General features: G+C 43.7%; 15 protein-coding genes, 11 tRNA genes and 1 pseudogene. 5 read left to right on the top strand and 22 right to left on the bottom strand.

What is annotated here, in order from left to right; all coding sequences use genetic code 11:
* Positions 1 to 182: 182 nt before the first annotated feature.
* Complete coding sequence (pbp1b, locus tag MK370_RS00690; protein WP_268683760.1) at positions 183 to 2,621, bottom strand: penicillin-binding protein PBP1B; 2,439 nt, start codon at positions 2,619 to 2,621, stop codon at positions 183 to 185.
* Positions 2,622 to 2,775: 154 nt separating this feature from the next.
* On the opposite strand from pbp1b, the gene tyrS reads away from it, so the two are divergent.
* Positions 2,776 to 4,032 (top strand): tyrosine--tRNA ligase, encoded by a 1,257-nt coding sequence (gene tyrS / locus MK370_RS00695; RefSeq protein ID WP_268683773.1) that lies wholly within the window; start codon positions 2,776 to 2,778, stop codon positions 4,030 to 4,032.
* A gap of 92 nt (positions 4,033 to 4,124) precedes the next feature.
* Positions 4,125 to 4,973 (top strand): putative RNA methyltransferase, encoded by an 849-nt coding sequence (locus MK370_RS00700; RefSeq protein ID WP_268683761.1) that lies wholly within the window; start codon positions 4,125 to 4,127, stop codon positions 4,971 to 4,973.
* Positions 4,974 to 5,056: 83 nt separating this feature from the next.
* On the opposite strand, the gene MK370_RS00705 is transcribed toward MK370_RS00700, so the two are convergent.
* Both MK370_RS00705 and MK370_RS00710 read right to left on the bottom strand, forming a co-directional pair.
* Positions 5,057 to 6,187 carry an ABC transporter ATP-binding protein gene (locus MK370_RS00705; protein ID WP_268683762.1) on the bottom strand — a complete coding sequence of 377 codons (1,131 nt, stop codon included), beginning with the start codon at positions 6,185 to 6,187 and terminating at the stop codon, positions 5,057 to 5,059.
* A 177-nt stretch (positions 6,188 to 6,364) separates the two neighbouring features.
* A complete protein-coding gene (locus MK370_RS00710) occupies positions 6,365 to 8,758 on the bottom strand; it encodes an SIALI-17 repeat-containing surface protein (protein ID WP_268683763.1) in 2,394 nt (797 codons plus the stop codon).
* Positions 8,759 to 9,112: 354 nt separating this feature from the next.
* Between MK370_RS00710 and MK370_RS00715 the strand changes: the two genes are divergently transcribed.
* Positions 9,113 to 9,715, top strand: a complete 603-nt coding sequence (locus MK370_RS00715; protein WP_268683764.1) for a TetR/AcrR family transcriptional regulator — start codon at positions 9,113 to 9,115, stop codon at positions 9,713 to 9,715.
* Between the two features lie 212 nt (positions 9,716 to 9,927).
* A complete protein-coding gene (locus MK370_RS00720) occupies positions 9,928 to 10,500 on the top strand; it encodes a TetR/AcrR family transcriptional regulator (protein ID WP_126436014.1) in 573 nt (190 codons plus the stop codon).
* Between the two features lie 137 nt (positions 10,501 to 10,637).
* Here MK370_RS00720 and MK370_RS00725 read toward each other — a convergent pair whose 3' ends face one another.
* The 8 genes from MK370_RS00725 to MK370_RS00760 all read right to left on the bottom strand — a co-directional run bounded on the left by MK370_RS00725 (position 10,638) and on the right by MK370_RS00760 (position 17,861).
* A complete protein-coding gene (locus tag MK370_RS00725) occupies positions 10,638 to 11,240 on the bottom strand; it encodes a DUF6287 domain-containing protein (protein ID WP_268683765.1) in 603 nt (200 codons plus the stop codon).
* A gap of 85 nt (positions 11,241 to 11,325) precedes the next feature.
* Entirely contained in the window at positions 11,326 to 11,544 is a 219-nt protein-coding gene (locus MK370_RS00730; RefSeq protein WP_268683766.1) for a heavy-metal-associated domain-containing protein, read from the bottom strand.
* A 4-nt stretch (positions 11,545 to 11,548) separates the two neighbouring features.
* Complete coding sequence (locus MK370_RS00735) at positions 11,549 to 13,810, bottom strand: heavy metal translocating P-type ATPase (RefSeq protein ID WP_268683767.1); 2,262 nt, start codon at positions 13,808 to 13,810, stop codon at positions 11,549 to 11,551.
* A complete protein-coding gene (locus MK370_RS00740; RefSeq protein ID WP_125445705.1) occupies positions 13,810 to 14,253 on the bottom strand; it encodes a CopY/TcrY family copper transport repressor in 444 nt (147 codons plus the stop codon). Before MK370_RS00740 ends, MK370_RS00735 begins: the two co-directional genes overlap by 1 nt.
* Before the next feature lie 146 nt (positions 14,254 to 14,399).
* Entirely contained in the window at positions 14,400 to 15,902 is a 1,503-nt protein-coding gene (locus MK370_RS00745) for a zinc ABC transporter substrate-binding protein AdcA (protein ID WP_268683768.1), read from the bottom strand.
* 9 nt (positions 15,903 to 15,911) lie between these two features.
* Positions 15,912 to 16,718: a metal ABC transporter permease gene (locus MK370_RS00750; protein ID WP_268683769.1), complete on the bottom strand. Its 807-nt coding sequence runs from the start codon at positions 16,716 to 16,718 to the stop codon at positions 15,912 to 15,914.
* Positions 16,711 to 17,421 (bottom strand): metal ABC transporter ATP-binding protein, encoded by a 711-nt coding sequence (locus MK370_RS00755; protein ID WP_125434554.1) that lies wholly within the window; start codon positions 17,419 to 17,421, stop codon positions 16,711 to 16,713. The genes MK370_RS00750 and MK370_RS00755 overlap by 8 nt, the downstream gene beginning before the upstream one ends.
* Complete coding sequence (locus MK370_RS00760) at positions 17,418 to 17,861, bottom strand: zinc-dependent MarR family transcriptional regulator (RefSeq protein WP_268683770.1); 444 nt, start codon at positions 17,859 to 17,861, stop codon at positions 17,418 to 17,420. The genes MK370_RS00755 and MK370_RS00760 overlap by 4 nt, the downstream gene beginning before the upstream one ends.
* A 451-nt stretch (positions 17,862 to 18,312) precedes the next feature.
* On the opposite strand from MK370_RS00760, the pseudogene MK370_RS00765 reads away from it, so the two are divergent.
* Positions 18,313 to 19,571, top strand: a pseudogene (locus MK370_RS00765) (ISL3 family transposase).
* Between the two features lie 92 nt (positions 19,572 to 19,663).
* Here the strand turns inward: MK370_RS00765 and MK370_RS00770 are convergent.
* The 11 genes from MK370_RS00770 to MK370_RS00820 all read right to left on the bottom strand — a co-directional run bounded on the left by MK370_RS00770 (position 19,664) and on the right by MK370_RS00820 (position 20,633).
* Positions 19,664 to 19,747 (bottom strand) — tRNA-Leu (locus tag MK370_RS00770).
* 12 nt (positions 19,748 to 19,759) lie between these two features.
* Positions 19,760 to 19,831: transfer RNA gene (locus tag MK370_RS00775), tRNA-Gln, on the bottom strand.
* Positions 19,832 to 19,844: 13 nt separating this feature from the next.
* A tRNA-His gene (locus MK370_RS00780) sits at positions 19,845 to 19,917 on the bottom strand.
* 10 nt (positions 19,918 to 19,927) lie between these two features.
* A tRNA-Trp gene (locus tag MK370_RS00785) sits at positions 19,928 to 19,998 on the bottom strand.
* Between the two features lie 8 nt (positions 19,999 to 20,006).
* Positions 20,007 to 20,087, bottom strand: a tRNA-Tyr gene (locus tag MK370_RS00790).
* Between the two features lie 13 nt (positions 20,088 to 20,100).
* A tRNA-Phe gene (locus MK370_RS00795) sits at positions 20,101 to 20,173 on the bottom strand.
* A 5-nt stretch (positions 20,174 to 20,178) separates the two neighbouring features.
* Positions 20,179 to 20,252, bottom strand: a tRNA-Met gene (locus MK370_RS00800).
* A 19-nt stretch (positions 20,253 to 20,271) separates the two neighbouring features.
* Positions 20,272 to 20,361, bottom strand: a tRNA-Ser gene (locus MK370_RS00805).
* 7 nt (positions 20,362 to 20,368) lie between these two features.
* A tRNA-Glu gene (locus MK370_RS00810) sits at positions 20,369 to 20,440 on the bottom strand.
* A gap of 15 nt (positions 20,441 to 20,455) precedes the next feature.
* Positions 20,456 to 20,529, bottom strand: a tRNA-Ile gene (locus tag MK370_RS00815).
* Between the two features lie 33 nt (positions 20,530 to 20,562).
* A tRNA-Gly gene (locus tag MK370_RS00820) sits at positions 20,563 to 20,633 on the bottom strand.
* Positions 20,634 to 20,665 lie beyond the last annotated feature (32 nt).

Consider the following 20,665-nt stretch of genomic DNA (forward strand, 5'->3'; position numbering starts at 1 on the left):
AAATAGACACAAAAAGAGCAGCTAAATCTGACTTATAAAAGCTTGATTTAACTGCTGTAAGCTTTTTTGGACAATATTTCAAAAAAGCAGACGACAAATTATTGCTATCATTATACCTTATTTAGCTAGAAATTGCAAGGATTTCATCCGCTTTCTGAAAAGGGGAAATTGAGCTTGCGAGTCTAATTCCCCTGACGACTGCTGCTGGAACTTGTACCCGCGTTGGAATTAGAGTTTGAGTTGGAATTTGAACTAGAGCTAGCACCGCCCAGTATAACTGACCAAGCTTTCTGATAATCCGCATCTGATGCCCCGATACCAAAGCGGTAGGTCGTGGTCGGAGCACCGTTTTTAGCCCAATAACTAGGCACTGTCGGACCACTGAGATTAACAGAACGGCCGTTTACCGTTACTGTACCTGGCTTTTCCCCTGTGGACTTGAGTACATCAGACTTAATCACACTCGGATCAAGAGTGAACTTATCACCCACACCCCAGGCATTTGGATCTGCCTGATAGATAGCATCTGCCATATAGGCCATGTAGGAGGCATTATTATTATAACCAGTCAACGCCGCCATAGAGCTATTATCATCATGACCAATCCAGCCTCCCAAGGTCATCTTTGGAGTAGAAAGCATCAGCCACATATCACCGTTGGTGTTGGTTGTTCCAGTCTTACCAATCCAATCGGCTCCAGCCAAGGTTCCATTGACATGACTGATTCTGGATTTATAGGTCGTAGTAGCCCCAGAATTGATAACTCCGCGCATGAGCTCCTGCATAATCGTAGCTGCTGCTGGACTGTATATCTGAACAGGATTAGCCTTATGCTGGTAAATCACCTTGCCATCTCGGTCTGTGATTTTCTCAACCATGTATTTTTTCTGGTAGGTTCCATTATTAGCCAAGGTTTGGAAACCATTGGTGTGCTGAGCTACAGATACTTCGATGCCCCCGCCCATTGGGAGACTCTCAATGCTGTAGTCATCAATGTAATAGCCCATTTTTTCCATATAGCCACGGACATTGACACCTTTTTCGCGTAATCCGCGGTAAGTCCAATAAGCTGGGATATTCCAAGAAGTATTGAGAGCTTCTTGCAGATCCATCATGGCTGTACCACGGCTGTCCACGTGCATGATTGGATCGCCGCTTGAAAAATTAGTTGGATAATTGGAAAGAACGCTGGCGCTGCCCATCAGACCTTGGTCAATAGCAATCCCATAAGCCAAAATTGGCTTAATGGTCGAACCTGGCGATCGTTCCGTATCAAAGGCATGATTGTTCTGATTGGAAGCATAATCTCTGCCGCCGACAAAGCCAATCACAGCACCGGTTTTATTATCCAAGAGGACATTTCCCACTTCAACTGCACCAGTTCCGTCATCCAAGACGCCGCCATAGTTAGCTACTGCATTTTGCATAGCAGTGTGGATGTTCTTGTTAATCGTGGTGGTAACAGTATAGCCGCCATCGCTCAGTTCTTTAGCAGCCAATTCCTTGTAGGCCTTGACAGTGTCATTGTTTTTCAGCTCTTGCTGAGAAACATTGTCCCGCTGAATCAAGTACTCATACATGGTCTGCTGGGCTTCTTCGACAGCTGTGTAATAAAGGTAGCCATGCGAAGATTTTTCCGAGCTTTCAGAAGGCTTGAAATCCTTGGTCAGGTCGTAGTCCTTGTACTCCTTGTACTCTTTCTCGCTTAGATGGCCCGTCCGATACATATTATAGAGCACATCCTTGGCACGTTCCAAGCCCAGAGCCATATCCCCTGCACTCTTGAGACTGCCGTCCGCTGCATAAGGCGAATAAACAATCGGACTCTGTGGCAAGCCAGCAATAAAAGCAGACTGGGGCACTGTCAAATCCTTAGCAGAAACACCAAAAATCCCTTGAGCAGCTTCTTCCACACCAGCGATATTCTGCCCCTTATTGTTGCGCCCAAAAGGCGAAACGTTCAAGTAGGTGGTCAAAATATCATCCTTGGACATGTAGCGCTCCAAAGCCAGCGCATCAACAATCTCTGCTGCTTTCCGCTTGAAGGTCGGTGCATCGCCCACCACCTGCTGCTTGATCAACTGCTGGGTAATGGTTGAACCCCCACTAGAAGATCCAACTCCGACAACAGATCCGAGCGTAGCCCGAAGCACAGCCTTAGGCACCACTCCGTTATGCGTTTCAAAGTTCTCATCCTCTGTAGCGATAACGGCTTTTTTTACATTTTCAGAGATGGCGTCACTCTTAACTGGGATGCGGAGCAAATCATTGTCAACATCTGAAATCAAGCTGCCATCGGCATAGGTAAGCTTAGAAATACCAGAGATATTATTCACCTGCTTGACCAGCTCTTCCTGCTTGGGCACTTCCACCTTGCTGAAAAGACTAGCTGCATAGCCTATCCCAATCCCAGCACCGATTACGGCACCGAAGAAGATAAACACAAAAGCCATATTCATCAGAAGTTTAAAAGTCCGCAAGAAAACAGCAAAAACATCACCGATAGACCAGCCATTGTTGCCACTGCCAATCTTCTTGCTCCATTCTGGAAGATGTATTTTTTTGATAAACTGCTGGGCTTTTCCCCAGAACTCTTTTAATTTTTCTATTAATTGTTCCAAGTTCGATTCTCCTTATTATCCTCCCATTATACCAAATATCTATGATTTATTTCAAGGAAACATTGCTATTTAAAAGCTTTATGATACAATAGAGTAACATAAATTTAAAATATAGATAAGCCAATTTCTTGGCTTTTAGAATAGGAGAGACATGATGCACATTTTTGATGAGCTAAAAGAACGTGGCTTGGTATTCCAAACTACTGATGAAGCAGCTTTACGCAAGGCCTTAGAAGAAGGACAAGTCTCTTATTATAGTGGATACGATCCGACCGCTGACAGCCTGCACCTTGGCCACTTGGTAGCCATTCTGACCAGCCGTCGCTTGCAACTAGCCGGACACAAACCCTACGCTCTGGTCGGAGGAGCAACTGGATTGATTGGCGATCCATCCTTTAGGGATGCAGAACGCAGCCTCCAAACCAAGGAAACTGTGGAAGGCTGGGTGAAATCTATCCAAGATCAGCTTTCTCGCTTTCTGGACTTTGAAAAGGGTGATAATAAGGCCGAAATGGTCAACAACTATGACTGGTTTAGCAGCATCAGCTTTATCGACTTCCTGCGTGACGTCGGCAAATACTTCACTGTCAACTACATGATGAGTAAAGATTCTGTCAAGAGCCGGATTGAGACAGGTATTTCCTATACAGAATTCGCCTACCAGATCATGCAAGGATATGACTTCTATATCCTCAATCAAAACCACGGCGTAACCCTGCAAATCGGTGGTTCCGACCAGTGGGGCAATATGACAGCGGGAACAGAGCTCTTACGCCGCAAGGCCGACAAGACTGGACACGTGATGACCGTGCCTCTCATTACTGACGCTACTGGCAAAAAATTCGGCAAGTCAGAAGGCAATGCTGTCTGGCTTAATCCTGACAAGACTTCTCCTTACGAAATGTATCAATTCTGGATGAATGTCATGGACGCAGACGCTATCCGCTTCCTGAAAATCTTCACCTTCCTGTCCTTGGATGAGATTGAAGAAATTCGCCAACAATTTGAAGCTGCACCACACGAACGCTTGGCGCAAAAAGTTCTAGCTCGCGAAGTGGTCAGTCTGGTTCACGGTCAAGAAGCTTATCAGGAAGCCCTCAATATCACTGAGCAGCTCTTTGCTGGAAATATCAAAAATTTGTCCGTCAAGGAACTCAAACAAGGTTTGCGCGGTGTGCCTAACTATCAGGTCCAGGCAGAAGACAACCTCAATATTGTAGAACTGCTTGTGACAGCCGGCGTGGTAAACTCAAAACGTCAAGCCCGCGAGGATGTCCAAAACGGTGCTATCTACCTCAATGGCGAGCGCATCCAAGATTTAGATTATGTCCTTAGCGCCTCAGATAAACTGGAAGACGAGCTGACAGTTATCCGCCGCGGTAAGAAGAAATACTTTGTCCTGACCTACTAAAGATACAAATCCGATTACCTAAATCGGATTTTTCTATGTCTTACCAAAAAGAAGTCATTCAGCTATATAAAAACAATAGAAAGAGAGCGACTATGAAACCAAAACTTGCCCGATTTGCCCAAGCTCCGGCTCTGGCCTGTCCACTCTGCCAGCAAAGCTTAGCTATGGAAGAAAACAGCCTCAAGTGCTCCAATCGCCATTCCTACGACATCGCCAAATTCGGTTATGTCAATCTCGCCCCTCAGACCAAACAAGCTAAAGACTATGACAAAACGAGCTTTCAAAATAGGCAAGTCATCTTGGTAGCCGGCTTTTATCAGCATATCCTAGACGAGTTGCTGGATTTGCTGCAGCCCCTTCCTGAAGAACAGACCATTCTAGATGTCGCTTGCGGGGAGGGCTACTATGCTCGAAAAATTCAGGAAGAATTTCCCAACAAAGAAATTTATGCTTTTGATTTATCCAAAGATTCTATCCAGTTAGCTGCAAAAAGTGATCAGAGCCTTGCTGTAAAATGGTTCGTTGGTGATTTGGCTCACTTGCCCGTTCAGGATCAAAGCATGGATGTCTTGCTGGACATCTTCTCACCAGCTAACTACCATGAATTTCAGCGAGTATTGAAAAAAGAGGGGCTTATCATTAAAGTCATCCCAACAGAAAATCATTTGAAGGAAATTCGTCAAAAAGTTGCTCAGTATCTGGACAAGAAAGATTATTCTAATCAAGATATCATCCAGCATTTTCAGAAACACTTTACGATCCTATCTAGAAAGACTGTAGAATCAACCCATGATCTGCATTCTGAAGAGAAAACTGCCCTGCTGCAGATGACTCCTTTACTCTTTCATGTTGAAAAAAATCTAATCAATTGGGAGCAGCTTACACATGCCACCATTTCAGCTGAGATTCTTATCGGAAAACTAAAACAAGAAAAAAGTTGAGCAGCTTTCAGTCAAAAATGATGTTATAGCAGCCATTTTAAAAACGCAGACAGCACTGTCTGCGTTATTTATTTATCTACTGATTAATAGACTGTCTTCTCTGTCTCTGGATCAAAGAAGTGCGCTTTATTGAGGTCAAAACCTAGGTCAATTCCTGCACCAGTTTCTAGGTAATCCCGTGAATCCACACGCGCTACAAACTCACTAGCACCCACTTGGCAGTAGAGATGAGACTCTGCTCCCAGCAATTCTGAAACAGAAATCTTAGCATGCACAACTGAATTCGGGAAAGTTTCCAAGAAAGCAGCTTCCGCATTGATATCTTCTGGACGAATACCAAAGATCAGCTCCTTGCCCTCGTAACCTTTCTCCCGCAGAACCTTGAGAGCTCCTTCTGGCACAGTCAAGCGCAGCCCTTTTGCGACAATCTCAGTCCCTTCAAGCTTAACTGGGATGAAGTTCATAGCTGGGCTACCGATGAAGCCGGCAACAAACTTATTAACTGGGTTGTTGTAGACTTCCTGCGGTGTACCAATCTGCTCCACTCGTCCAATCGTTCCAGTTCCAGCAGGATTCTTGGTCGCTGACATGATAACGATACGATCCGCCAAGGTCATAGCTTCAGTCTGGTCGTGGGTAACATAGATAGTTGTTGCCCCGATACGGCGGTGAATCTTGGCAATCTCCGCCCGCATAGAAACACGCAGCTTAGCATCCAAGTTAGACAGAGGCTCATCCATAAGGAAAACCTTTGCATCCCGAACGATAGCGCGTCCCATTGCTACCCGCTGACGCTGACCACCAGACAAATCAGCTGGCTTGCGCTGCAAGAATTCCTTCAAGCCTAGGATTTCTGCTGCTTCGTTGACCCGTTTGTCAATATCTTCCTTGCCGTACTTGCGCAGCTTAAGACCAAAAGCCATGTTGTCGTAGACAGTCATGTGCGGATAAAGGGCATAGTTCTGGAAGACCATGGCGATGTCACGGTCTTTTGGAGCTACATCATTGACCACTGTACCGTCAATAGAGGCAGTTCCTTCTGTGATATCCTCCAAGCCTGCAATCATACGCAGCGTAGTTGATTTTCCACAACCAGAAGGACCGACAAATACGATAAATTCCTTGTCCTTAATATCAAGATTGAAGTCTTCCACTGAGTAGTGATCGCTGTTGGGATATTTTTTATAGATATTTTTCAGATTTAATTCGACCATAATAAGCCCCTTCTTTTGAATAAAAATATTTTCTTTCAAGCTCTCGTTTGCAAAGCGCTTTCACATTGTCCATTATATCGTTTTTTTTTAACTTTTTCAAGCGTTTTTAGTAAAACGTTTGCATGATTTTTGAAAATTTTTTCCATCAAAAAAGAGACCAAGTGGCCTCTTTAAAACTTAATCTTCCTTTTTTCTACTACGGAATGACAATCCGGCTGCACCTAAAGCGCTGATAACTCCTGCAACTGTGAGAAGAGCATTAGAAGCTTGACCCGTATGCGGCAAGACTGACGTACCACTCCTACTTTCCATGTTTTTAAGCTGAGCTAGCTGGGTGACCTTAGCTGATGAATGCTGCTCTTGTACTGATTTGGTCCCATCAACTGCTGGCAAAATACCGCTAGTTACTTGGTAAGCAGGTAAAGCATCAGCTACTGCCGCGTCAGCAGCATTGACACCACCAGTAAATTCCGGAAGAGCCGACATTTGAGGAGCACTGTCTGGATGTGCGCTCCTGACTGATGGCTGAACGCCAGCATCATAGGTGTTATGTTCTGTCATAGTTGGCTCTGAATCATTGACACCTCCTGTAAATTCAGGCCGTGTTGCTGTTGCTGTTTCTGAATCACTAACATTGCCACTGAATTCTGGTTGTGCAGACACCTGTGGAGCTGTATCGGGATGAGTTCCAACCCCATGGCTAGATAAATCATACTCTGACTCTGTTACTGTTGTCGGCTCAGAATCGCCGACGCCTCCTGTAAATTCAGGCCGTGTTACTGTTGCCGCCTCTGAATCACTAACATTGCCACTGAATTCTGCTTGTGCAGACGCCTGCGGAGCTGTATCGGGATGAGTTCCAACTTCATGGCTAGACAAATCATATTCCGACGCCGTTGCTGTTGCTGGCTCAGAGTCGCTGACGCCTCCACTAAATTCTTTCCTGGTTTCTTGTGGTGAATCACTTGGAATAGAAGAAGCTGTCTCAGCTTTAGCAGCATTCTTGACAATCGCTTCTAGAGTTTCAAGAGCCTTTGTCTGCTCAGCAGCGATCTGTTCCTGCAGCTTTTCTGCTTTTTCTGCACTGTCTACACTATCATCCAGCTGAGCAATCGCATCTGTCACCGCCTTTAATACTGCTCGAATCTTTTCTTTAGCTTGCTTTTTATCGAGTTCTGAAAGTGTTTGATGACGTTCAATTTCTTCAAGCTGTTTATCAGCTTCTTCTTCAAGCTCATCTAAAACCAAATCTTTACCAACTGGATGAATCGTGTCCAAGCTAGTAATTCCAGCTTCCTCAATTCTCTCTAGTTCCTTTTCGGTATCAGCCTTTTCAAGCGCCGTTTTCGCATCTGCTAGAGTTGCTTCCGCTTCAGCTTTAGCCGTAGCCCGTTCTGCATCTGACAGATTCGGGTTGCTCCGTAAGTCGGCTAGCTTATCAGACAGAGCAAGATCTAGTTTCAGTCCAGTCGTAACTTTTAACAAACTTTGCTTCTCTGCAGCTACTTGCTCTTGAATTTTTTCAGCATCATCAGGACTTTCAACCCAAGCATTATAAGCTGCAATTGCTTTTTGAGCTATAGCTGCTGCATCTTCAATCTTCTTTTTAGCTGCAGTTTTTTCCTCAGTAGAAAGACTTTGACTCTTCTCAACAGCCTCGATAGTAGCTGTTTTTTCTTCCTGAATTTCTTTTAAAAACTGCTCTTTGCCAATAGGGTGAATCTTGGCTAAGTGGGCTATGGCTGTTTCTTTTGCCTGATCATAGACTTCCTGAGAATCTGCTCCTTCAATAGCCTTCTTGGCCGCTTCCACAACCTGCTCTATCTCGCCTCTAACTGCTTTCTTTTCTGCTTCTGAAAGATTAGGATTTGCTTCCAAGTCAGCTAACTTGGCAGCCAGAGTGAAATCTACGGTTGAACTTGCTATAAATTTGAAAAACTTATCTTCCTCGGTTACTGCTTGCTCTTGAATCACTTCCGCCTGCTCTGCTGTTGCTGCATTAACATCTAATTTTTGAATTGCATCTTCTGCTTCTGCAGCCTTCTTCCTTACAGACTCTTGGAAACTTTTCTTTTGCTCCTCAGGCAATAAATCACTACTATCTACAAGTTTGTCAAACTCTGCTTTCCCATTTTGGATTTCATCTAGAAGTAAATCTTTGCCGACTGGATTGATAGAGTTGATGTCTGCCAATCCATCTTCTTTAGCTTGATCAATCTTTTCTTTATCCTCAGCTGCGGCAATTTCATTCTGAGCCTTTGCCGCTGTTTGATTGACTTCGTCCTTAGCTGCTGCAAGCTCCTCATCTGACAAATTTGGATTATTCCCAAGATCTGTCACTTTCTCAGCCAGAAATGTGCCTACTTCCGTGTTAGCAGCCTCCCTAACCGTTGTCAAATCCTGATTTACTGGCGATGCAGCGACTGGAGTCTCTACTGCATTTGCCACTGGCTGTTCCTCATCCGCCGCCACCAAACTGTGACCCAAAAACAGAGCACAAATAAGGACTGACCCAACACCTAAAACAGACTTCCGAATAGAATATCGCAAAACTTTTTCTGTTCTTTTCATCTTTTTCTCCTCTGAACATATTTTATTATCCTGATCAGTAACCCTTAATAAAAAGTCCAGTCAAACCTCCCATAAATCTTTCAGATTTGGTAATTTTTAAACTACACTTTCTATTTGACTTCTGATAAGATTTTTTATTATTTTATCATATTAACCTTTTAAAACAAAACAATTATCGGCTTGATATATGTACATTTTTGTAATATTGTCTATTTTTAAATAGACAATATGTCCAGAAATAAAACTAAAATTTTTTCCATTTAACAATGTGTAAACTTTTTTAGTAAAAATTTTGGGCTATTTTCTAGCTTATTTCAGACAGAAAAAGTAAAATGGTATAGGAGGGATAAAATTATGGCTCTTAATACACGAGATAGGATTTTGGATGCATTTTTTGAATTAGCAGATAAACAGCCAGACAGGCTGCGTTTTACCTTTACAGAAATCGCTAAAGAAGCCGGTTTGTCAAGACAGGCTATTTACAAACGACACTTTAATAACACTACTGAAATTATCGAATACATTCGCCAAGACATGGTAAAGCAAGCCTTTGCTCCCAACTGGAATAGCAACAATTCTGAAGCGGACTTAGATCCTTTCACCTTTTTGGCTCGAACTATTCTTCCCGCTATTTATGAGCAACGCCAACGCATTAAAATATTATATACTAGTTCTGTCGATCCCCTGTGGAGCGATTTTATTACTGCCAGTTACAAGGACTGGATCGAGCAGAATCTAAATCTTGACCACCAAAAATTAGGTATCCCTGAAGACCTGGCCAATCAACTGCTGGCCGGCTGGATTAGTTCTCTTATTGAGAATTGGATCACTCAGGATGACCCCGTTCCTTGCAAGCAGTTCTCTAAGACATTTCTCAACCTTGTATCTTCACCCCTAACCAGCTTTGCTGCTTATGATAGTCCAGCTGGTCCTTCAAATAAAATTGTTATCGCATAGCCAACCAGAAGAAAAACAGAGAAATGACAGAACCGGTCCTTGTAAGGGAAGACTGGTTTTTTAATATTTTTATATTAAATTTTAAAAATAATTCGACATTTCCTCTATAAAGTGTTATCATTTTAGTTGACAAGCGGTAAACTATTTTGTTGGGATTTGCTCTATTTTTAGACAAACCAGCAAGAACTTAATAAAAAAGAAGGAAGGTACTTATGCCCCAAGATACTCGAGACAAAGTCGTCAATGCCTTAATTGAGCTGGCAGAGCAAAATCCTGAAAAGTCTTATTTTACTTTTTCAGAGATTGCAAAACAAGCTGGTCTATCGCGCCAGGCTATCTATAAAAAGCATTTTAGCAATGTTGAAGACATTATTCAATACATCCGCCAGACAATTATGACTCCGTTTTTGCCCCTGTATGAAAGCTATGAAGAAGGAAATGGAGAAAATCCATTCTGCTTCTTTGCCAAGCATATGATTCCTACCCTCTATGAACATAGGAAATGGATGAAGGTGCTCTACACTACAGCTATCGATCCTTTCTGGAGTGACTATCTATCTACCTTCTTCACTCAGTGGGTCGTACAAAATTTAGAAATTGACTCTAAAAAGTTGGGAATTCCAAAAGAAATGGCTACGGAAATTGTTGTTAGATGGATTAACTCCCTCATTGAAATTTGGATTATCAAAGAAAAACCTATGCCTGCAGAGGATTTCGCCAAGCTCTTCCTGAATGTGATTTCAACCCCTATGGATCAGTTTATAACGCCTCACAGTGAGTCCTAATTCAACTAAAAGCTATAAAACCTGCCTAATTTAGGCAGGCTTTTTTGTCGGTAAAATTTCTTACTTTACAAAAAAAGAGCAGATGTTTTTCTGCTCTCGTCAATATATAAGCTATAAAACTAAAAGCCAAGCTTCGTTTAATCTACCCGATAATAGAAGCTGCCTTGCTCGTCAAAGCTATTCAGACCAACCCCTGTCCAGATTCTGTCTTGACCGGCATCGGAGTTGTCTGTAAAGTTTTCCTTGTCTGCAATCTTAACTCCCTTAGGAAGAAACTCAATCAGAAAACCTCCGCTTTCTCCGCCGTAGACACCGCCAGCAGCAGTGCCATAGTCTGTCAGAGAAGCTCCGTACAATTCATAAACACTTGAAACCAAGCCCTTGTCATCAAAAACAAGCTTGTTGCCAGAAGCATCCTGCCAGGTTCCTTTAACGCTGGCATAACCGCCATTTGCAAGTGCTGAAATGTCCATCGCTTCCTTCTTTTCCTTGGTTTTTTCTGTGCTCGCACTCTCTGAGCTAGTGCTGCTAGCCGCTGAAGATGCTGACACAGTTGATTGACTAGATACCTGCTCCACAGAACTTGTTACTGAGCCAGTACTGCTAGTAGGCGTCTCTGATTGATTTGCAGCACTGCCGTTTGAGCAAGCTGTCATAGCTAATAAAGCAGCTCCTGCTAGTAAAAAAGGTAAAGCTTTTTTTTTCATTTTTCTCCTCTTTCTCACGGTAAGATAAATCATGTGATTAGTAACATTATAGATTATTTTATCGCTTTTTACAAGAAGAATTCTAGCAGCTAGGCAGGCGCAAAGCTACTGACTTTATTCATTCAGCTTCTGCCACATCCAGAACCCTGTAGATTGTTTTTGCCAAAGCAGCTTCATAATCAGCTGCACCATAAGGCTTATCAGTAGTGACTTGGGCTGTCTGCTTCTCTAGCTCTACCGCCACATCTGACACTCCCTCCATGCACAGGAAATGCTTGGTGACGTGTTTGACACAATTTTGACAAGATAAGTTTTCTAATTGGACTCTTTGTTTCATAGATTCATTCCTCCGTATATTTCTTCATTTTAAAGCGTCCTAGACGCAGAGCATTGGCCACAACTGACACTGAGCTCAAGCTCATGGCTAGACCAGCCAGCATAGGATTAAGCAAGGGACCGCCGAAAAGATGCAATAGCCCCATAGCAATCGGGATGCCTAGTGTATTATAAGCAAAGGCCCAGAAAAGATTTTCCTTGATATTACGAATGGTCGCCTGGCTGAGCTTGATAGCCTTGACCACATCCTGCAAGTCACTATGCATGAGTACTACATCTGCTGACTCGATAGCTACATCAGCGCCTGATCCGATAGCAATCCCAACATCTGCCTGGACCAGAGCTGGCGCGTCATTGATACCGTCTCCGACCATGGCTAGTTTTTTCCCAGCTTCCTGCAAGCCCTTAATAGCAGTGGCCTTACCATCTGGCAATACACCTGCGATGACTTTTTGGATTCCAGCTTTCTGGGCAATAGCTGTCGCGGTTTCTTCACGATCTCCTGTCAGCATGATAACTTCCAGCCCCATAGACTGGAGCTCCTGCACCGCCGACAGGCTGCTGGACTTCATCTCATCTGCTACCGCTAAAATACCAGCCAGCTGTCCATCTATTGCGACAAACATGGCTGTCTTCCCTTCTTGGGATAGCTTCAACAACTGTTCTTGAAAGGCACTGCTGTCAATGTTCTTGTCTTTCATCAAGCTTTCATTTCCGACCAGAAGATGCTTACCTTCAACCTGAGCAGCCAATCCTCGACCAACAATGGCCTCAAAATGACTGACAGGTAGCAAGCCAAGCTCCTCCTCTTCAGCTGCTTCCAAGATAGCCTGAGCCAAAGGGTGCTCAGAATGCTGCTCAGCACTGGCTATTAACCGCAACAAGTCAGACCGATTAAAATCACTCAAGGGCAGCAGATCCGTCAGACTGGGCTTACCAACTGTAATCGTCCCCGTCTTATCAAGAACAATAGTATCCAGTTGATAAGCAGCTTCCAAAGCTTGACCAGACTTAATCAGAATGCCATTTTCAGCCCCTTTGCCAGTCCCAACCATGATGGCTGTCGGAGTGGCTAATCCCAGCGCACAAGGGCAAGCAATGACCAGAACTGCGATAAAGATTGACAGAGAAAAGCTAAGACTCTCACCAGCTAGAAAATACCAGCCCAGCGCAGACAAAGTAGCCAAGCTTAGCACGATTGGAACAAAATAGAGTGAAATCTTATCGGCCAAAGCCGCTATCGGCGCCTTAGACCCCTGCGCTTCCTCCACCAATCTAACAATCTGAGCTAAGGTCGTATCCGAACCCACCCTAGTTGCTTGATAGTCAATACTACCATTTTGATTGATTGTTGCACTGGTAATGGTGTCGCCAACCTTCTTTTCAATCGGAACACTTTCACCAGTCATCATGGACTCATCCACAAAGGTCTGGCCCTCCGTCACAAGGCCATCCACAGGCATACGCTCTCCTGGCTTGATAAGGATAATATCTCCGACTCGGATATCCTCCGTATCAATGATCACAGCCTCACCATAGCGAATCACTGTCGCCTGACTAGGTACAAGCTCAAGCAAAGACTGAATCGCCTGAGACGTTCGACCCTTGGCAGAACTCTCCAGATATTTACCCAGAAGAACCAAGGCAATAATCACTGCAACCGACTCAAAATAGAGTTGATGAACAAAGGCATGATGACCAAGAAAAACTTGACCGACCGAGTAGAGGCTGTAGAAAAATGCTGCGCTGGTTCCCACTGCAATCAGACTATCCATATTAGGATGTTGCTTGATAAGATTGCGAAATCCTCTCTGATAGAAGCCGCGCCCAATCCACACAGCAGGCAGAGTCAAAAGAAGTTGTGACAGAACGAAGACCAAGGGATGCGCCATATGGTCCAAAAAGCTAGGTAGAGGAAGACCGACCATACTGCCCATAGAGATATAAAGCAAAGGCAGAGCTGTAACCAAAAGAATTAGTAATTCTTGCTTCTTCCTTCGCAATTCCTGCGCTTTCATTGTAGCCTCTGCGCTCACATCGGATGACCTAGCTTTTCCTTTTTCTTCTGCCTGATAACCAGCCTCAGCTACAGCATCCAGCACTTGCTGGCTGTCAAATCCTGCCTTAGGCAGCAAACTGAGACGTTCGGTCGCCAGATTGACACTGACGTCCTCAACCGTTTCTAAGTCCTTGACCGCCATCTCAACTGTCATAGCACAAGATGCACAGGTCATTCCTGAGAGTTTGTATTCTTTCTTCTCGCTCATCAATGCTCCTCCTTTCCGTGCCCGCACCGACACTGACCTTGCGGACAGTGGCATTTAATTTCCAGCGGAGCCGAGGCTCTTTTCTTATCAATGACCTGACTGAGCCGCTCCAAGTCCCCTTGACTGAACTGACTTCTCTCAATCATCGAAATCAAAAGATCTCCGTGTTTAGTATTACAGATATTGTCAAAAAGCGCCTGCCATGTACTTTCCAGATGGTCTGCTTCTAAAATCCGAGCATCGTAGTAAAACTTGCCCTCGATTTTTTCCATAGCGATAAATTCTTTGGTCTTCAGACGATTCAAAAGAGTCTTGATGGTTGCCGGCTTCCAGGAAAAATCAGCTTCCAAACGCGCTATGATCTCTGTACTGCGACTGTGTGGATACGCCCAAAGTACACGCATCACTTGCCATTCTGCTTGGCTAATATTTTGCTGTTCCATTGTTTAACACTTCCTTAACATTTACATTTGTAATCTAACTCTTTATTAGTTTACATTTGTAATCATAATTTGTCAAGTATTTTTATCGCTAATTTTAAAAATGTAAAAAAGAAGGCGGGATAGTCCCGTCTTCTTACTTTTTTATATTAGTGCGCCAGCATCTCTTGGGCAATTTCTTGACCAGTCAATTTACTTGGATAGTAGGTTGGCCAGTTTTCCAGTTCATCAAAGAGTGCTTCCTGGCTTTCGCCACCATAGAAGATATGGAAATGAGCTGCCTTAGTCGGTGCAATGTTGTGGTCGCTAAACTGAACATACTTGTATTCACCAGCATCCTCGTCTGTCGCTTCAAACATAAAGCGAACTCCACGATTTCCCTTAGGGTAAGTCAGAGTGTGCTTACCAACGTATTTATAGGTATATTTCTTAGATTTTCCATCTACCACAAATTCCATAGTCTTGTCTGTGATATTGATATTAGAAACATTTGTCTTGTAGCCCTTGTCATAGTAGTCCTTGTATTCTGCTGCTGTCATTTTTCCAGTCAGCTTAGCCTTGTAGGCAAAGACTTGGTCCAAGGTACCATCCTTCAGATAAGGGTAAACAGACTGCCACTCGCCAGCATAGTCAGACAAGGTCCGATCCTTGACGGCACTGTCTTCAAAGTATCCATTTTGAACAGTCTTAGTATCTTCTTCTTTCTCAGCCGCAATCTCTGCTCCCTCTTGGTCAGTAGTCTTTTTAAGAGCCTTTAGATTGGCCTGCATGATAGAAATATAGTCTGCCCCATCCTTGGTCTGCTCTTCGGTCAAGCTTTCCAGCGGATTCAAGACATCAAGTTCTACACCTGTTTCCTTAGCCAGAGTAGAAGCCAGAGCCTGAGAAGCATTCTCTTCAAAGTAGATATACTTGATTTTATTTTTCTTGATATACTCGGTCAATTCAGCCAAGCGTGAAGCGGATGGCTCACTGTCTGGTGAAAGTCCAGAAATTGGCACCTGCTTCAAGCCATAGTCCAATGCCAGATACTTAAAGGCTGCGTGCTGAGTGACAAAGCTCTTTTGCTTGGCATTGGCCAAACCATCTTCATATTCTTTATCCAAGGCTTCCAGCTTCTTGATATAAGCCGCTGCATTTTTCTCAAAAGCAGCTTTCTTGTCAGGATAAGACTTGCTCAGACTATCACGGATGTGCTCCACCATTTTAATAGCTCGCTTCGGTGACAGCCAAACATGGGGATCATAGGCATGATGATGTCCCTCTTCACCATGGTCGTGGTCTTCTTCCTCTTCACCACCAGCCAGCAAGAGCATATTTCCTGTCGCCTTGATAACCGTTTCTTCCTTATTTTTCAAAGTTTTTAACAGATCAGGAACCCAAGTCTCCATGTTTTCATTTTCATAGACAAAGGCATCTGCATCCTGAATCGTAGCAACAGCTTTGGCTGAGGGTTCATAATCATGCGGCTCTGTACCAGCCCCGATTAGAAGTTCAACATTGGCCTCATCTCCAGCCACCTGCTTGGTAAACTCATAAACCGGATAAAAAGTTGTGACAATATTGAGCTTGCCATCTGCATTTTTTTGATTGGAACAAGCTACTAAGAAAATACTCAGTAAGCCTGCTAATAGTAAGCTAATTTTTTTCATTTTCTGCTCCTATTTCATAAATTTTTTGACCAGATTCACCAGCAAGAACAAGCTGACGAAGATAATCGTAATGCTAGCGCTAGCTGGCGTCTCTGCATAGTAAGAAATATAAAGTCCGGCAATCATACCAAAGAAGCCAATGACATTGGCCAGTAGAATGACCGACTTGAAATTTTTTCCAATCCGCAGTGCAATACTAGCTGGCAAGACCATAATGGTCGAAACTAGCAAGGCTCCCGCAGCTGGAATCATGAGGGCAATCGCAACACCCGTCACAATATTAAAGAGAATAGACATGGTCCGCACAGGCAGCCCATCTACAAAGGCCGTATCCTCATCAAAAGTCAAGATATACATGGGGCGAATGAAGAGGAAGGTCAAGACAAGCACTGCTGCAGCAATGACAAAGAGAGAAATCACCTGCTCCCTACTGATAGTCACAATAGAGCCAAATAGATACTGGTCCAGACTCATCGAGCTAGAACTCTTGCCTTTACTCATAACAATCAGGGAAATGGCTAAGCCAGTTGACATAAGAATGGCTGTCCCGATTTCCATGAAATTCTTATAGATAGTTCGCAGGTACTCTAAAAATACTGCTGCGACAATGACGACAAGCACCGTTGTGAGAGTGGGCGATAGTCCAAGAACCAAGCCAAAAGCCACACCTGCCAGTGAAACGTGGCTAAGGGTGTCACTCATAAGGCTCTGCCGACGCAAAATTAAGAAAGTCCCCAGAATCGGTGAGAAGAGGCTCATGGAAATAACTGCCAAAAAAGCTCGCTGCATAAAATCATAGGAAAATAGACTAAGCATGACTCACCTCCTGTCCATTGTCGCTTTCATGCACATTGAAACAGCGCCAAGGTGAGTCCTGATTACGGACCAGGTGGATGTTGCGATCAGCATATTTACGAACTTCTTCCGGATCGTGTGTAATCATCAAGACAGCTTTCCCATGCTGATGAGCACTATGGTGCATGAGCTTGTAAAATTCATCCTTGCTGCCTGCATCCATCCCTGTTGTCGGCTCATCAAGGACAAAAATATCCGGATCCGAAGCAAACATCCGAGCAATCACAGCCCTCTGCTTTTGCCCGCCAGAGAGAGAACCAATCCGCTTATCCCGATGTTCCCACATTCCAACCGACTCCAGACTTACCTTGATATGCTCCTCATCATGCTCATTCAAACGACGAAACCAACCCTTGCGCGGATAACGTCCCGACTTGACAAACTCATACACCGTACTAGGAAAACCTGCATTAAAACTAGCAATCTGCTGAGGCAAATAAGCAATCCGCAATTTCTTGCCTCGCACATTGGTCTTGGAAATCTTCACTTCCCCATGCTTAGGCTGCAAAATACCCAAACTAGCCTTGATAAGCGTCGTCTTAGCAGCTCCATTTTCCCCCGTCAAAGTTACAAACTCACCACTGTCTAGAAAATAGTGAATATGCTCTAGCACAGGCTCCTTGTCATAGTAAAAAGAAAGATTATCCACTGTGATATATCTCATTCGCCAATCTCTCCCACTAAGGCTTCCAAAAACTTCGCGATTGTCGCCTGTTCACTAGCAGAAAACTGCTCTGCCAATTTTTGATACGTCTCCAAAGTATGAGAGTGATGATGCTGATGTTCCTTTGCAATCGGCTGAGCTAACTCAGTCAAACGGTAAAAGGTAACCCGTGCATCTCTCTTATCTTTAAAAGCTTGCAGCATCTCTTGCCGAACCAAAGATTTCACAGCCTTAGTCACAGCAGCTTGACTCACATTCAGTTTTTTTGCCAAATCAGAATTTGTCAAAGATTCTTCAGACAAAAGCATCAAAATATGTTCCTGCGTATTGGTTAAAGGCACATCACTAGTGCAAGAACCAATCAGAATCTCATGCTGATTTTCTGCTTTCAAAATAACTTCATTTAAAAATTGATCGATCTTCTGCGCTAAATGAGTCATTTCTTCCCTCCTTCTCTTAACCAGTTAAAGCTTTACTGGTTAATTATACCACAAAACAGAAAAGAGTCAAGAATTTTCAGTAAAAGTAAGATGCTTTTCACAAAAAATATTTAATCATACAATTAGATTCTTAAGCCTAAAATAAAACTCAATCAGAGAATAAAAGGAACAAACAAAGTTGCCTCGTATTAGCATTCTAGATCTTAAAAGCCATTTAATGGTGAAATTCTTCCATATCTCTTACACTAGTTGAGTGTAAATTTACACGCAAAATCACGATTCAACCTTCCGCCTTAGCTTGCAAATAATTACGGCTCTATAATTTCTGTAGTGGGTAAAACCACTGTAGGAATGATGGAGCCTATTTGTTGTAGAAAAAAAGTCCCATAAGACCTATAATGAAAAGCGACAAAACCATCATTAGAAAGACTCTTATGGAACAGTTCATTTTATCACAAACTTACTCGGAATAAAAGACCCTAACATTATAATCTTGGATGTTCTAGATGCTGGAACTCATAAAGAAATCATCGCTAAGCTGGATTATCCTGCTCCTAAATGCCCTCACTGTCAAGGACAAATGGCTAAATATGACTTCCAGAAAGAATCGAAAATACCTTACCTAGAGTGTGCGGGATACAGGACACTCATTCGCCTAAGGAAACGACGCTTCGGCTGTCAGGATTGCGGAAAAATGGCGGTCGCAGAGACTTCCTTAGTCAAGAAGAATCACCAAATCGCAGCCATCGTCAAGCAGAAAATCGCTCAAAAACTAATCGAGAAAGTCCCTATGACAGCCTTCACTGAAAGCTTAGCTGTCTCTACTTCCACCGTCATTCGTAAATTGAAAGAATTCAAGTTCAAGACTGACCTTAACTACCTTCCAGCGCACATGAGCTGGGATGTGGAAACAGTCAGGGAAGTGACTGTTTCAATCAGCAGATAGAGATGAGCTTCATTGCACAAGATTTCGATTCCAGACAGATCATTGCTATCTTAGATGGACGGACCCAAGCAACCATTCGCAATCACTTCCTGCGCTATTCCAGACAGGTCCGAAATAGCGTGAAAATCATTACAATGGACATGTTTAGCACCTACTACGATATTGCCAGAAAACTATTTCCTTCTGCGAAAATTGTCCTCGACCGCTTTCACATTGTACAACATCTCGGCCTGGATATGAACCGCCTGCGCATCCAAATCATGAATCAGTAGGATAAAAAATCGCACGAATATAAGGCACGTAAACGCTACTGGAAACTCATCCAACAGGATAACCGTAAACTAAGTCATAAACGATTTTATCGCCCAACTTTTCGCATGTACTTGACTAATAAAGACATTCTTGAAAAGATTCTCTCGTACTCTCAAAAACTCCGAGAACATTATGAGCTTTATCAACTCTTACTTTTTCATTTTCAAGAGAAACAAGCTGAACATTTCTTTGGACTCATTGAAGATACCATTTCTTGTGTAAATCCTATCTTTCTAACTGTTTTTAAAACCTTTTTGAAAGATAAGGACAAGATCCTGAACGCACTGGAACTGCCCTACTCAAACGCAAAACTAGAAACTACTAACAACCTCATCAAAGTCATCAAGCGAAACGCTTTCGGCTTTCGGAACTTTGACAATTTTAAAACTAGAATCCTCATCGCTTTGAACATCAAAAAAAAGAGGACTGATTTAGTCCTCTCCAGATTATAACTTCTCATCAACCCACTACAGTTGACAAAGAGCCAGAATTACTAAAGAGAAAACAAAAAAACGAAGAAAAATACTTCGCTAAACTTAAGCTATACCGGCGGCCGGGGTCGAACCGGCACGTCCGTGAGGACACTGGATTTTGAGTCCAGCGCGTCTGCCAATTCCGCCACGCCGGCTCAAGTTTTTAACTGGGGTAGCTGGATTCGAACCAACGCATGAGGGAGTCAAAGTCCCTTGCCTTACCGCTTGGCTATACCCCAATAATATTAAATAGGCGAGTGATGGGGATCGAACCCACGCATGCCAGAGCCACAATCTGGTGTGTTAACCACTTCACCACACCCGCCATATTTAAACACGGGCAGTAGGAATTGAACCCACACTGAAGGTTTTGGAGACCTTAGTTCTACCTTTAAACTATGCCCGTAAAGGTTATGGAAGGGGAGGGATTCGAACCCCCGAACCCGAAGGAGCGGATTTACAGTCCGCCGCGTTTAGCCTCTTCGCTACCCTTCCGATTATAAAATTATGGCGCGAGACGGAATCGAACCGCCGACACATGGAGCTTCAATCCATTGCTCTACCAACTGAGCTACCGAGCCAACTATTGCGGGAGCAGGATTTGAACCTACGACCTTCGGGTTATGAGCCCGACGAGCTACCTAGCTGCTCCATCCCGCGTTATTACTATTCGTCCCTAAGGAGGATGTGGGATTCGAACCCACGCACGCTTTTACACGCCTGACGGTTTTCAAGACCGTTCCCTTCAGCCGGACTTGGGTAATCCTCCGAATATATAGTCCGTACGGGATTCGAACCCGTGTTACCGCCGTGAAAAGGCGGTGTCTTAACCCCTTGACCAACGGACCATAATATTATTGAAATGGGCACGAGTGGACTCGAACCACCGACCTCACGCTTATCAGGCGTGCGCTCTAACCACCTGAGCTACGCGCCCAAGTTCGAAAACTTGGTATGAACTTTCGTTCAAAGCGGGTGACGAGAATCGAACTCGCGACAACAGCTTGGAAGGCTGTAGTTTTACCACTAAACTACACCCGCTTGAATATGGGAGTTAACGGGATCGAACCGCT

This window comes from Streptococcus sanguinis (assembly GCF_026781265.1).
In the GTDB taxonomy this organism is placed as follows: domain Bacteria; phylum Bacillota; class Bacilli; order Lactobacillales; family Streptococcaceae; genus Streptococcus; species Streptococcus sanguinis_T.